This is a genomic window from Rathayibacter sp. VKM Ac-2929 (assembly GCF_022815495.1).
GTDB classification, from domain to species: Bacteria; Actinomycetota; Actinomycetes; order Actinomycetales; family Microbacteriaceae; genus Rathayibacter; species Rathayibacter festucae.
Genome location: NZ_JALGRV010000003.1, coordinates 537,344 through 550,347 on the forward strand (window position 1 = coordinate 537,344; position 13,004 = coordinate 550,347).

Sequence of the window (13,004 nt, forward strand, 5' to 3'; positions counted from 1 at the left end):
GCCAGGCTGGGGGGCATGAGCACCGATCCGAGCAGCGCCCCTCAGAAGCAGACTCTCCTCCGCTACCTGCAGGAGGGCCGCGACGCCCTCCTGCAGAAGCTCGACGGCCTGGGCGAGTACGACCTCCGCCGGCCGCTGGTGCCCACCGGCACCAACCTGCTCGGCCTGGTGAAGCACGTCTCGGGGACGGAGGCCGGCTACCTCGGCGCCGTCTTCGGCCGGCCGTTCCCCGAGCCGATGCCCTGGATGGAGGACGAGTCCGAGCCGAACTCCGACATGTGGGCGACGGCGGAGGAGTCGCGCGAGCAGGTGGTGGAGCAGTACCGCCGGGTGTGGGCGCACTCCGACGCGACGGTGGCCGCGCTGGACCTCGACGCCCCGGGCGTCGTGCCGTGGTGGACGACCCGGGACGTGACGCTGCACCGGATCCTCGTGCACCTCACCGCCGAGACCCACCGGCACGCGGGGCACGCCGACATCGTCCGCGAGCTGATCGACGGCCGCGTCGGGCTGCGCACGCCGGGCGACAACCTGCCGCCGGTCCCCGCCGAGTGGTGGCCGGAGCACGTCACCCGGCTGGAGGCGGTGGCGCGCGCGGCGGAGCAGTAGCGCTCCCGGCGGGGCTCCCGGGCGCCACCTCCCCCGTAGGGGTGGCACTCGGGCTGAGAGGGCTCGCAGGGACTCGGCTGGCCGTCAGGTGTCGGTTAGCGTGGGCGCGTGTCCCCGGAAGGGGGACGCACCGCGCCGACGTCTGGAGACGACATGACCACCGCCCCCTCCCGCCGCACCACTGCATCCCGCACCACCGCGTCCCGCACCACCGCGTCCCGCACCACCGCGTCCCGCACCCTCGGCCGCCGCACGCTCACGACCGCCGCCGCCTGGAGCGTCCCGATCGTCGCGGTCGCCGCCGCCGCCCCGCTCGCCGCGGCCTCGACCACGCCGCCGCCCCCGCCGTCGGTCCGCTCGGTCGAGTACACCTCCTTCACCGCCGAGAGCTTCCGCGAGGAGCAGATCAACGTGAACCGCCCGCTCGCGATCGCGATCACCGGGCAGCTCACCGCCGGCGAGCTCGTCACCCTGACCGTCGCGCCGCGGATGACCCGCTCCGGCTCCGGCGACTCGCGCGCGACTCCGCTGCGCATCACCGCCGCCGACGGCCCCAACTTCTCGGTCGTCTCCTCGAGCGTCGGCTCCGACGGGTCGCAGACTCTCCTGCTGCGCACCAACCGGGACCTCGCCGACGGCTCGTACCGCAAGACCATCGCCTGGGTCCCGGTCGACGGCCGCACCCAGGAGCAGACCGCCGACCTGCTGCTGACCTGGCCGCTCGGCACCTACACGGCGCCGATCACGGTGATCGTCGCGGGCGTGGCCGGCAGCGAGCAGGCCTACACGCTCAACCGCACGCCCGTCGGCGGCGCGGAGGAGTAGGGGGAGGGGAGCTCTCGGGCCCTCCGTCAAGGGGGTGGGAGCTCTCAGCGCCGCGTTCTAGCGTCGGATCTCGGCGCGGTCGTGCGCGCGAGAGGGGAAGACGATGCAGAAGCTGTACTACGCGAGCGGATTCGTGCTGCTGGGGGACGCGGTGTGCACCGCGGTCGTCGAGTACGCCCAGGCCCTGGCGAACGTCGGGAAGTCCGACCTCGTCGTCGTCCCGGGGCTCTCCGACGAGGGGCTGCGCGGCGAGACCCGCCTGCTGCTCGGGCCCGCCAGCCAGCTCTTCACCAGCCCGGCGCTCGACCGCGGGATCGACCTCGACGACGACGAGGCGGTCGAGTCCATGCGCGACAAGACGCGGCGGCTGCTGCCGGCCCGGCCCACCACGGAGGCCCGCGCGAGCGAGGACCACGACAGCGGCGGGGACTTCTTCTAGGCGCCGGTCACTCGGGTGCGCGTCACTTCTCGAGCGTCGTGCTCGGCCGCTCGCCGAAGCGGTGCGCGTACGACGCCGAGAAGCGGCCGAGGTGCGCGAAGCCCCAGCGGTGCGCCACCTCGGTCACGCTGACCTCGCCCGAGGCCTTGGCGCGCAGCTCCTTGCGCACGGCGTCGAGCCGGATGCGGCGCAGGTAGTCGACGGCGGTGAAGCCGAACTCGCGGCGGAACTCCGACTGCAGAGTGCGCAGGCCCACGCCGCAGGCCTCGGCGATCGTCTCGGTGCGGATCGGCTCGTGCGCATGCGCGTACATGAACTCGATCGCGGTGCGCAGGCGCCCGCTGCGCGGCACGGCGAGGTCGGTCGGCGCCGCGAGCGACTCGTGCGGGAACGTCTCGAGCAGCGCGACGGCGACGGCGCGGTCGGCCTCCTGGCGCAGGAGCGCGGAGCTGTCGACGTCGTAGATCACCCGGGCGACCGCGGCGACGGTCGCCGACCAGCGGCGCAGCGCCTCGCCCTCGGGGCGCGCGGTGGTGTCGAACAGCAGCGGTCCGCCCGCCGTGCCCTCCACCTCCTGGGCGACGCCCTCGAGGTAGCCGCCGTCGAAGTGGATGAGGTTCTGCCGGTAGTCGTGGAACTCGAAGGCGTTCGGCCGGCCGGTGACGAAGATCGCGGGGCGGCCGTAGATCTGGCGCATCGGCGCCTGGTCGAGGTCGGTGACGCCCTCGCCCGCGGTGAGCCAGGAGACGACGTACTCGCCGTCGGTCTGGATCCGCCCCTCGATCGAGCCGGCGAACTGGCTGCCGCGGAGCGTGACGTCGCCGTCGCCGACCGAGGTGTAGCGGTAGGAGAAGTCCTCGCCCGGCTCCACCGAGAAGCGGTGCCCGTTGTACACCGACTCGAGCAGCGCGCGTGCCTGCTCGAAGTCCCGCCCGCCGATGTCGGAGCGGATGACCTCGCCGTTCGAGTCGTCCATCACCCCCAAGCGTCGCATGCGTGCGCATCGAGGTCGAGAGCAGCGGCGCGGAAGTTCGCTGGGCGGATACAGCCTGCGGAGACGACCTAGGCGGCGGCGCGGCGCTTCCGCGGCCCGAAGGCCTGCGTCATGGCGACCACCGTGGCGCCGCGGAACTGCGAGAGCAGCACCACCGAGTGCCGGGCGCCGGATTCGACGGCGAGCGAGAACGTGCCGCCCGTCGAGGTGTCCCACCAGGAGCGGATGTCGAGCGCCCGCAGCCGGACGGTCGGCTGCGTGCCGCCCAGGACCAGCAGTCCCTCGGTGACGCAGAGCGAGCCGGTGACGCCGTCGAGCGTCGTGGAGCAGGCGAAGTCCGCGTCGTGGTGCGCCGGCCCGGCGAGCCGCAGGAAGTCGGGGGCCCAGTGCTCGGTGCCGTGCATCATCGTCTCCCCGCCCCCCGGCTGCGTGACGGGATCAGGCCGCGGCGGTGGCGACGGCGGAGTCCGGCTGCTGCGCCGGCTCGGGGACGATGCGCAGCCCGCGGCCGCTGTTGGCCTCCTCCATCAGCGCGCGCACCCAGGCGGCGTTGATGGCAGGGACGCGGCTGCCGTGGAAGGAGAACTGCAGCGGGATGGTCGGGTGCAGCCAGAGCGTCTGGCGGCCGGTGCCGTGCGCGCTCGAGGCGTCCAGCTGGAAGGCGAAGGCCTCGTTGCGGCGGAACTTGTTGATCATCACGATCTGCAGGTGCGCGAGCGCGCGGTCGTCGATCTCGTGGGAGGTGGCCGGAGTGCCGTAGAGGAGAGCGCCCATGTGCGGAGCCGCCGTTCTGTGTGGGAGTCGCGGTGTCGGCCGCGACGGGACGTGGGGGAACCGGCGGAGCGCCGGGACGTCGTGCGAGTCGGAGGAGGCCGACCCACCGCCGGGCTCGAAGGGCCCTGGCGGCGACTCCCTCTGCCGGGTGCCGGGCGGAGGGGGGAGTCGAGCGAGTGGTCGCAGGAACGACCGTTCTCCGAAGGTACGGGGAGCGGCCCTGGAACGGGGGCCGCTATCCGCTTTGCGAAGCGGCGCCGCGGCACGGCGGGCGGACTCCCAGGAATGCGATGCCGGGCGCCCCGACGCACTCAGACCGTACTTCTCTCCCCCGAAGCCTGGACTCGATTATTTTCGAGAAAGAAAGGTTTTCTCCAAGTACGATGAAAACCGTGGATAGACGAGAGAAGTCGCTGCTGGAGCTCCTGCGCAGCGCCCTGCCCGAGGAGGCGTCACCGCGGGTGGACGCGGGCAGGGTCGTCGTCGGTCGGCCGGCGCGATGGTCGCTGGTTCCGGTGTGGATCGGCGAGGGACTGCCGGCCGACGTGCGCCGGGCGCCCGAGCGCGACCTGCCGGGAGGGCGCAACGACGTGCCCGTCTTCCTCGCCCGCGGGATGTCGCCCGGCGCACGCGCACTCCTGCATGAGCAGGGCGCATCGTGGGCTGACGAGTCGGGGAGCGCCGTGATCCGGATCGATCCCGATCTCCTGATCGTGCGGCTGCCGCCCGAGCGCCGCAGGCCCCCGCGCGTCGGGGCGTGGAGCGCCGCGAGGCTCGCTACAGCGGAGGCCGCGCTCGCCGCTCTCGTCCGCGGTGGGGGAGGGCCGGGTGGTTCCGCGGCGCGGGCTGCCGAGCTGGTCTCCGCCACGGGCTTCTCCTATCAGCAGACCTCCAAGGCGCTCGCCGCTCTCGACGCGGAGGGCTACACCGCGAAGGTGGGTCCGGAGCGCGGGAGGACGGCCGGCCGGGAGTTCCGCGACCCCGGCAGGCTGCTGAGCGACTGGGCCGGGCACTCGGCTCGAGCGGCGGGAGCGGACGAGTCGCGCCAGTTCCACGTCCCCTGGCGAGACGTCGCGGACTCCCTCGACCTGGTCGAGCGCACCGTGACCACCGGCTGGTGCGCCTCCGGCAGCGCTGCGGCGGATCGGCTCGCACCCTTCCTCACCAGGGTCCCCGACCTGTTGATCCGCGTCACGGCAGAGGACTTCGACCGGGCCTGCCAGGATCTGAGCGGCGAGGGGGGCGCGGTCGAGGTCGAGACCGGCGGTCGGATCCACCTCCTTGCCTCGCCCCCTCAGATCCTGGCCTCGGCCTCGTCCGTGCAGGGTGTGACGGTCGCGTCGCCGGTTCGCGTCTACGCCGATCTCCTGCGGGCGGGGGGCCGGAGCGCCGAGGCGGCGGAGTTCTTGAGGGAGAGGGTCATTGGCTTCTGAGGCGAGGACGAGAGCGGCGCGCGCCCGAGCGGAGGACGCGCTGGTCCGTTTCGCGCTGCTCGCCGGAGCGCACGCGCAGGACTTCGTCGTCATCGGCGGGCTGAACCCGGACTTCCTCGCCCCCTCGGCGCCCGCCGCTCACCTGGGGACCACCGATGTCGATCTCCTCTTCGAGCTCGGCTTCGTCTACGACCGCGAGGAGCTCGACTTCGGCTGGCTGGATCGGGTGCTGCGGACGTCCGGCTTCCGGGCCCGGAGAGGGGCGGCGGGGTGGCAGTGGGACGCGGTTCTCGGCGACGCTCTGGTGCGCCTGGATCCGCTGTGCGACGTGGTCGATCAGCCGGGACAGACCGTCAGCCTCCCCGGCGCCGAGAGCGCTGCCGTGCAGAACCTGGAGGGGCCCGCTGCGGCCCTGGTCCAGCCGATCCTTCGAGAACTCTCCGTCTCTCCGCGCGTCAGAGCGGACCACGTCGACGCTCCTGACCGCGTCGAACTGCGGTTCGCTTCCCTCGCCGGATACCTGACCGCGAAATCAGCCGCACTTCTGTCGCGGTCCACGGCTAAGGACGCCTACGACCTGATGTTCGTCGTGCTCTTCAACCCCGGTGGTCCGCGGGAGGCCGCGCAATCGATCCTGGAGCTGCCGGCCGTCAGCTATCGACGGCCACCTGCCGCCGTCGCCCGCGGAGCGGTGTCGATGCTGCTCGATCCGCAGGGCCGGTGGGCCGGGCACTTCGCCGCCCAGATGCGGGAGGCGGGCGACGAGGAGCTGGAGGAGCGGCTGCGCGCCGATGCGGCCGCGGGGGCGTCGCTCTTCCTCCGGACCCTCGATCAGAACGCGTAGCGGACGCGGCAGTAGGGCAGCCGCTCGGCGAGCAGGGCGAGGAAGCGGTCGAGGGCCGCGCGCTTGAGGTCGCGGCGGTAGCGGATGTTGACGGCGCCGTTCTCGGAGACCTTGGACTCCTGCATCCGGGGCGCCCAGAGCAGGTCCTCGGCCTTCGGGTGCCAGCCGAGGTTGACCTCGTGCAGGCCCGCGTTGTGGGTGAGCAGGATCACCTCGGCGGCGAGCTGCGCCTTCGCCCGCGGGTGCAGGGCCGCGTCGAGCTGATCGAAGAGCTCGGTCCAGTCGCGCTGCCAGGTCTCGGTGAGGATCACCGGCGAGAAGTTGACGTGCACCTCGTAGCCGGCGTCGACGAAGTCGTTGATCGCGGCGATCCGCTCGGCCATCGGCGACGTGCGCACGTCGGTGACCTTCGCCGTCTCGGCGGGCATCAGCGAGAAGCGGAGGCGGGTGCGGCCGAGCGGGTCCCACTCGAGCAGCTCGCGGTTGACGTACTTGGTGGCGAACGAGGCCTTGGCGGTCGGCGACATCCGGAACAGGTCGCAGAGGTCGCGGACGTTGTCGCTCAGCAGCGCGTCCACCGAGCAGTCGCTGTTCTCGCCGATGTCGTAGACCCAGGCGTCGGGGTCGCACTGGTTCGCCTCGGCCTTCACGCCCTGCTTCGCGATGTGGCGGGCGAGGTGGCGCTGGATCTGCTCGATGTTCGCGAAGACCGTGACCGGGTTGCTGTAGCCCTTCCGCCGCGGCACGTAGCAGTAGACGCAGGCCATCGCGCAGCCGTTGGCGGAGGAGGGGGCGATGAAGTCGGCGGAGCGGCCGTTGGGGCGGGTGACCAGCGACTTCTTGACGCCCACGACGAGCGCCTCCGTCTTGATCCGCACCCAGCGCGCGACGTTCGCCTCGTCGCCGTGCACCTCCGGGATGTTCCAGTGCGAGTCGACCGGCACGATCTCGGCCGCGGGCCAGCGCTCGACGATCTCCTGCCCGCGGGGCAGCTCGAGCGCGGCCGGCTCGGCGTAGATGCGCCGCACGTCGAGGAGGGTGCGCTGACGGGTGCCGGACATGCGTCCGTTCTACCGGCGACCACCGACAGTGATCGGGATCGGCAGTGCCGACCCGCCGACGGTGCGGGTGACCTCGGGAGTAGAGTCCCGCGCATGGACGCCGCCGCCTCCTCCGCCCTCGGCGCCGCCGCCGTCACCGAGCTGCCGCCCGACTTCGTGCTCGCCCTCGTGGCCGTCGGCGAGGCGCTCGCCGCGATGGCCGCGGGCGACGCGGAGCCGTACCGCCGCTGCTGGGCCGACACCGCGGACTCGACGCTCTACGGCGCGTTCGGCACGATCGAGCGGGGCCGCGCGGCGATCGACGAGACGCTCGGCTGGGTCGCGGGCCGCTTCGCCGGCGGCGGGCTGACGCCGCACTACGACCTGATCCATGTCGCCGGCGACCTGGCCTACACGGTCGGCCGCGAGATCGGCGCGACGCGGATCGACGGGCGCGAGACGGCTCCGCTGATCATCCGGGTCACCCACGTCTACCGCCGCATCGACGGGCAGGGCTGGCGGATCGTGCACCGGCACGGCGACCACCCGCCGCACCTGGATCGCTGAGGGGGCCGTCACGGCATGTGGGCCGTCGCGGTATGTGGGGCATCGCGGAGGATGGAGGCATGGAGCCGACCGCCGACCGCTACCGCCGCGCCGCCGTCGAGCTGGCGCAGACCTCCGAGCTGCAGATCGAGTGGGCGCTCGCCGTCGCCGGCGACGGGGCGCTGCTGGCGCTGATCGACGAGCTGCCGCCCGCCCACCGGCAGCCGTCGCTGCTGTTCTCGGTGGCGCGGCTGCTCGGGGCGCCGGCGGTGGACGGCGCGGCCTTCGCGGAGTGGCTGCGGCGGGAGTGGCCGCGGGTCGCGCCAGTGGCAGCGGAGCGCCTCACCCAGACGAACGAGGCGCTGCGCTGCGCCCCGTTGGTCGCGGCGCTGGAGCGGATCACGGAGCCGGGAGAGCCGGTCGCGCTGATCGAGATCGGCGCCTCGGCCGGGCTGTGCCTGGCGCCGGAGCGGTACTCGTACGTGTTCACGGGGGCGGAGGGGGCGACTCGGCTGGGGCGGGGCGAGCCGGTGCTCGAGTGCGCGGTGACCGGGGGAGCGGCGCCCTCGCGGCTCCCCGTCGTGGCGTGGCGGCGCGGGCTGGACCTGCGTCCGCTCGACGTCGGCTCCGCCGAGGACCGCGCCTGGCTGGAGGCGCTGCTGCCGCCGGATCGGCCGGAGCGCACGGCGCGGCTCCGGGCCGCCGTCGCGACGCTGCGGGAGGACCCGCCCGCGATCGTCGCGGGCGACGCGGCGGAGGCGCTGCCGGAGGTGCTCGCCGCGGTGCCGCGCGGGCTGCGGACGGTCGTCGTGTCCCTCGGGACGCTGGTGTACCTGCCGTGGGCCGCGCGGGAGCGGGTGCTGGCGACGGTCGCCGAGTCGGGCGCGAGCCTGGTGACGCTCGAGGCGGAGGCGTTGCTGCCGTCGCTCCGGGAGCAGGCCGCCTCGCTGACAGCGCCCGAGCGCACGCCGTTCCTGCTCGCGGCGGACGGGGTGCCGCTCGCCTTCGCGGCGCCGCACGGCGGCCGGCTCTCCTGGCTGAGCTGACGCCGACCACGGGGGTCTCCTAGGAAAGATCACCCAGTCCGTATGGGGAGAAGCATGCTGATCGAGTAGCCCGCGGAGCGGGCGTATCGAGATCCACCACCGTCAGAACGCGAGTCCGCAGACCCGCCCTGCTGGTGACGGCGGGTCTCGATACGCCCCTGCGGGGCTACTCGACCACCATGACGCGGCGCCGCCGCGTCCTTTCCCTCACCACCGAGACGCGAAGCGGGTTCGCGGCTCGATACGCGCTGCGCGCTGCTCGACCAGCAGTGGGTGCGCACAACATCAGCTGAGAGCAGGGTCCCTCCCCTGACAGCGGAGGCCACCCCTTCTCAGCTGATGTTCTGCAGCGCCCGAGCGCTCTCCCTCGCCACTGAGCCGCGCTGCTAGAGGGCGTCGACGAAGAGCTGGGTGGCCTGGGGGACGTAGGAGGTGTTCGTCGACGGGTCCCAGCCGACGAGGGCGACGACGTCGCCGCCGACGCGGGTGGTGATGCCGACGAGGGCGAAGGGGGCGCCGCCGACGTCGCCGGTGACGGTCCAGCCGACGGCCTCGTCGGTGCCGGTGATCGTCGGCTCGGTCTGCTCGACGGTGGTCTGCACAGGGGTGCCCTGCAGGGCGAACAGCTCGGAGCCGTCGGCGCAGCGCTCGAGCGCGTCCTCGGCGGAGGCGACGAGGGCGGAGGCGGTGTCCGCGTCGCCGGTGCTCGCGACGACCGAGGTCATCGAGCGGTCGGCGCTCGTCCCGTAGGCGAGGCCCGCGTCGGTGAGCGTGTCGTCCGCGTCCCAGCCGACGCCGAACGGCGCGAGGCAGGAGGCGTCCGTCGCGGTGAGCCCCGGGTAGACCGAGCCGAGCATCTCCTCGGTGCTGGTGAACTCCGCGGGCACGAACTGGATGTCGTCGAAGATCGTCGCCAGCTCGGCGTCGGTGTGCTGCGGCAGAGCCTCGGCGGTCGGCTCGGGCTCGGCGGCGGCGGTGCAGCCGGTCAGCGCGAGCAGCAGAGCGCCCGTGAGGGCGAGTCCGGCTCGGGCGACTCCGGCTCGGGCGGCGGTGGTGTGCGTCATGGTTGTTCCCCCTCTGCTCCCGCGCCGCGTCGGGGCGGAGGCGGCCCGAGGCTAGCAGAGGCCTCGGACACTCCCGCCGCAGCCCGGCCCGCCCCGCCCCGCAGGCCCGTCCGCTAGATCTCCGTGTGCCCCAGGTCCGCGTGCGCGAGCAGCCGGATCTCCGGCTCCGCGATCGACTCGAACTCCAGCACGACCACCTCGTTGCGCCCGACCCGGGTGACCGGCGACGGCACGATCAGCGTGCGCTGCGGCCCGCGCCGCCAGTAGCGGCCGAGCAGGAAGCCGTTCACCCAGACCAGGCCCTTGCCCCAGTGCAGCGTGTCGAGGTGCAGGTCGGCCTGCGCGTCGAGCTCGAAGGAGCCGGAGGCGAGGCCCGGTCCGGCGGCGAACGATCCGCTCCCGGGCACCCGGCCGCACTCGGGCAGGCACTCCAGCGCGAGCGGCCGGGCGACCCAGCCGGGAAGCTCCGCGCCGTCCAGCCGCACGCCGCCGATCAGCCCCTTGTGCTCGCCGATCCGCTCGCCGTAGTTCACCCGGCCCTGGTCCTCGACCAGGACCGCCAGCTCGCCGGTGCCGCGGGGGAGCGTGATCGCCCGCTCGTGGTCGTCGCGCGCGAGCACGCCGACCGGGACGCCGTCGAGCAGCACCCAGGCGCGGTCGCGCACCTCCTCGCCGACGACGAGCCGGGCGGGAGCGTCGCCCGCCGTCAGCATCGTCGTGAACAGCGCGAACCCGCCGGCCAGCCCGAGGTCGTCGAAGCTCGCCATCGACTCCAGGCGCGTCGCCGGCCCGAAGACCGCGTCGAGTCCGAGCAGCGCGGGGCCCGGCACGAGCGGCGCGGTGAGCACCGGCGCCGGCGGGGAGACCGCGGGCACCTCGTTCGGCACCGGCGCGTAGCGCGCGATGACCTCGCGGAAGGCCCAGTACTTCGCCGTCGGGTCGCCGCTCTCGTTCAGAGGGGCGTCGTAGTCGTAGCTCGTGGTGATCGCGGCGTAGCGGCCCTTGTCGTTCGCGCCGCTGGTCAGGCCGAAGTTGGTGCCGCCGTGGAACATGTAGATGTTGACCGAGCCGCCGACCGCGAGCAGCGCGTCGAGCTCGCTCGCCGACGCCGCCGCGTCCGTGGTGTGGTGCTGGGTGCCCCAGTCGTCGAACCAGCCGCACCAGAACTCCATGCACATCAGCGGGCCGGTGGGCTGGAACTCTCGCAGCGTCGCGAGGCGCTCGGCCGTCCGCGAGCCGAAGGAGCCGGTCAGGTGCAGGCCGGGCAGGCTGCCGTCGGCGAGCATCTGCGGGGTCGGCTGGTCGATCGTGGTCAGCGGCACCGTGATGCCGCTGTCGCGGGTGACCCGGACCAGCTCGGCGAGGTACTCCTTGTCGGAGCCGTACGCGCCGTACTCGTTCTCGATCTGCACGAGGACGACGGGCCCGCCGCGGTCGATCTGGCGCGGCGCCACGATCGCGGAGATCCGGCGGAGGTAGTCGCTGACCGCGGCGAGGTAGTGCGGCTCGGAGCGGCGCACGCCCACCTCGGGGTCGCGGAGCAGCCAGGCGGGCAGGCCGCCGTTGTCCCACTCCGCGCAGATGTAGGGGCCGGGGCGCACGATCGCGTGCAGACCCTCGGCGGCGACCAGGTCGAGGAAGCGGCCCAGGTCGAGCCCGGCGTCCTCGCGCCAGGCGCCGCGCTGCGGCTCGTGCGCGTTCCAGGCGACGTAGGTCTCGATGGTGTTCAGGCCCATCAGGCGGGCCTTGCGGATCCGGTCGGCCCAGAGGTCCGGGTGGATCCGGAAGTAGTGCAGCGCTCCCGACAGGATGCGGTGCGGGCGGCCGTCGAGCTCGAAGTCGGTCGCGCCGATGGCGAAGCGGCTCTGGGGTGCGCCGGTCGGCGCGGCGGCCGGCGCGGCGGAGTCGGGAGCGGTGGTCATGCGGGATCCCCCTCAGGATCGTGGGACGGGTCGAGGCCGGCCGGAGCGATCCGACCGGCCTCGAACGCCGTGGGTGCTACTCGGAGACGGTGAAGCCCTGAGCGTTGCCGTACTCGACGAGCTTGCTCTGCCAGGCGGCGATGCCGTCGTCGAGGCTCGACTTGTTGGCGTAGGCCTGGCCGACGGTGTCGCCGAAGACGCTGTTCGCGTAGACCTGGAAGGGCAGGTACGACCAGCCGGGACGGACGTCCGTCGAGGCCTGGGTCAGCACCTCGTTGATCTTCTGGCCGCCGAAGTACTCGGACTCGGCGCCGGTGAAGTCCGGGCTGCTGAGGTCGGCCGAGGTCGACGGGAATCCGCCGCTCTCGAGGAAGACGTCGACCGAGGCCTCGTCGCTGTTCAGCCAGCGCAGGAACGCGGCGGCCAGCGCCGGGTTCTCGCTCTGCTTGGTGACGGACTGGCCGCCGCCGCCGTTCTCGGCGCTGACGGCGGTGCCGTCGTAGGTCGGGATGGGCGCGACGGCCCAGTCACCGGAGGCGTCGGGGACGCTGGACTCGAGCACGCCGGGCATCCAGGCGCCGGTGATCAGCGAGGCGATCGAGCCGTCGCCGAGGCCCTTGTACCACTCGTCGCCCCACGCGGGGGTGTCGGAGAGGAGGCCGCCCTCGATGAGCTGGTTCCAGACGCCGGTCCACTTCTCGGTGCCCTCGTCCTCGAGGTTCACGGTGACGTTCGTGCCGTCGGTCGTGAAGGGCTCGCCGCCCGCCTGCCAGATCATGCTGGTCGCGAAGCCGGCGTCGCCGGTGTCGGCGGTGATGAACTTCGACGGGTCGGCCGCCTGCAGCGCCTTGGCCGCGGCGATGTACTCGTCCCAGGTGGTCGGCACGGCGATGCCGTACTGGTCGAAGACCGTCTTGTTGTAGAACATGGCCATGGGGCCCGAGTCCTGCGGGAGGCCGACGAGCTTGCCGTCGATGTTGACGCTGCCCCAGGTGGACGCCGAGAACTTGTCCTCGAGGTCGCTCATCCCGTACTGGGAGAGGTCGAGCAGCGAGTCCGACAGCGCGAACTGCGGCATGGCGTAGTACTCGATCTGGACGACGTCGGGGGCGCCGGAGCCGGCCTTGATCGCGTTCTCGAGCTTGGTGTACTCGTCCTTGTTCGTGCCGGCGTTGACCAGCTCGACATCGACCTTCGGGTAGGCCTTCTCGAACGCGGCGACCTGGGCCTCGGCGCTGGGGGTCCAGCTCCAGTAGGTGATCTTCCCGCCGGTCTCGAGCGCGGCGTCGAGGTCGGCCGCGGTGCCGGAGGCGGTCGTGCCGCCGCCGGTGGTGCCGCCGGACGAGCAGGCGGCGAGCGAGCCCGCGGCGAGTGCTGCGGCCGCGACGACCGTCAGGGTCCGCCGGAGGGCGGAGTGGGCGATCTTCATGGTGATTCCCTTCACTTCTTCGTGCTGTGGGGTGGTGCG

The 13,004-nt window shown here is 73.0% G+C and carries 14 protein-coding genes; 7 read left to right on the top strand and 7 right to left on the bottom strand.

Translation table 11 applies throughout. From position 1 onward, the window contains the following. Window positions 1-15: 15 nt before the first annotated feature. The 3 genes from MT355_RS11650 (at window position 16) to MT355_RS11660 (ending at window position 1,873) form a co-directional block, all read left to right on the top strand. On the top strand, window positions 16-609 hold the full coding sequence (locus MT355_RS11650; RefSeq protein WP_243599649.1) for a DinB family protein: 594 nt from the start codon (window positions 16-18) through the stop codon (window positions 607-609). 153 nt (window positions 610-762) lie between these two features. Beyond that, the gene (locus tag MT355_RS11655; protein ID WP_243599650.1) at window positions 763-1,434 is read left to right on the top strand and encodes a hypothetical protein; all 672 of its coding nucleotides are present in this window, start codon (window positions 763-765) and stop codon (window positions 1,432-1,434) included. A gap of 103 nt (window positions 1,435-1,537) precedes the next feature. Continuing rightward, a complete protein-coding gene (locus MT355_RS11660) occupies window positions 1,538-1,873 on the top strand; it encodes a hypothetical protein (RefSeq protein WP_123447513.1) in 336 nt (111 codons plus the stop codon). A 22-nt stretch (window positions 1,874-1,895) separates the two neighbouring features. Here MT355_RS11660 and MT355_RS11665 read toward each other — a convergent pair whose 3' ends face one another. The 3 genes from MT355_RS11665 to MT355_RS11675 all read right to left on the bottom strand — a co-directional run bounded on the left by MT355_RS11665 (window position 1,896) and on the right by MT355_RS11675 (window position 3,641). Continuing rightward, the gene (locus MT355_RS11665; protein WP_243599651.1) at window positions 1,896-2,849 is read right to left on the bottom strand and encodes an AraC family transcriptional regulator; all 954 of its coding nucleotides are present in this window, start codon (window positions 2,847-2,849) and stop codon (window positions 1,896-1,898) included. Between the two features lie 86 nt (window positions 2,850-2,935). Then, entirely contained in the window at window positions 2,936-3,271 is a 336-nt protein-coding gene (locus MT355_RS11670) for a hypothetical protein (RefSeq protein ID WP_133672107.1), read from the bottom strand. A gap of 34 nt (window positions 3,272-3,305) precedes the next feature. Beyond that, window positions 3,306-3,641, bottom strand: coding sequence for an ATP-dependent DNA ligase (locus MT355_RS11675; RefSeq protein ID WP_123447516.1), 336 nt, complete (start codon window positions 3,639-3,641; stop codon window positions 3,306-3,308). A 290-nt stretch (window positions 3,642-3,931) separates the two neighbouring features. On the opposite strand from MT355_RS11675, the gene MT355_RS11680 reads away from it, so the two are divergent. Continuing rightward, entirely contained in the window at window positions 3,932-5,074 is a 1,143-nt protein-coding gene (locus MT355_RS11680) for a type IV toxin-antitoxin system AbiEi family antitoxin (protein ID WP_243599652.1), read from the top strand. Then, a complete protein-coding gene (locus MT355_RS11685) occupies window positions 5,064-5,918 on the top strand; it encodes a hypothetical protein (RefSeq protein WP_243599653.1) in 855 nt (284 codons plus the stop codon). The genes MT355_RS11680 and MT355_RS11685 overlap by 11 nt, the downstream gene beginning before the upstream one ends. Here MT355_RS11685 and MT355_RS11690 read toward each other — a convergent pair. After that, entirely contained in the window at window positions 5,906-6,979 is a 1,074-nt protein-coding gene (locus MT355_RS11690; protein WP_243599654.1) for a spore photoproduct lyase family protein, read from the bottom strand. The genes MT355_RS11685 and MT355_RS11690 overlap by 13 nt on opposite strands. 93 nt (window positions 6,980-7,072) lie before the next feature. Here MT355_RS11690 and MT355_RS11695 point away from each other — a divergent pair, with 93 nt between their 5' ends. Together MT355_RS11695 and MT355_RS11700 are read left to right on the top strand one after the other, a co-directional pair. Beyond that, window positions 7,073-7,525: a DUF4440 domain-containing protein gene (locus tag MT355_RS11695; protein WP_243599655.1), complete on the top strand. Its 453-nt coding sequence runs from the start codon at window positions 7,073-7,075 to the stop codon at window positions 7,523-7,525. A gap of 59 nt (window positions 7,526-7,584) precedes the next feature. Further along, complete coding sequence (locus MT355_RS11700) at window positions 7,585-8,550, top strand: DUF2332 domain-containing protein (protein WP_243599656.1); 966 nt, start codon at window positions 7,585-7,587, stop codon at window positions 8,548-8,550. Between the two features lie 386 nt (window positions 8,551-8,936). Here the strand turns inward: MT355_RS11700 and MT355_RS11705 are convergent, their stop codons facing one another. From MT355_RS11705 to MT355_RS11715, 3 genes are all read right to left on the bottom strand, one after another. Then, on the bottom strand, window positions 8,937-9,614 hold the full coding sequence (locus MT355_RS11705; RefSeq protein ID WP_243599657.1) for a hypothetical protein: 678 nt from the start codon (window positions 9,612-9,614) through the stop codon (window positions 8,937-8,939). A 113-nt stretch (window positions 9,615-9,727) separates the two neighbouring features. Beyond that, window positions 9,728-11,536 carry a beta-galactosidase family protein gene (locus MT355_RS11710; protein WP_243599658.1) on the bottom strand — a complete coding sequence of 603 codons (1,809 nt, stop codon included), beginning with the start codon at window positions 11,534-11,536 and terminating at the stop codon, window positions 9,728-9,730. Window positions 11,537-11,612: 76 nt separating this feature from the next. Then, a complete protein-coding gene (locus tag MT355_RS11715) occupies window positions 11,613-12,965 on the bottom strand; it encodes a sugar ABC transporter substrate-binding protein (protein ID WP_243599659.1) in 1,353 nt (450 codons plus the stop codon). Between the last annotated feature and the right edge of the window lie 39 nt (window positions 12,966-13,004).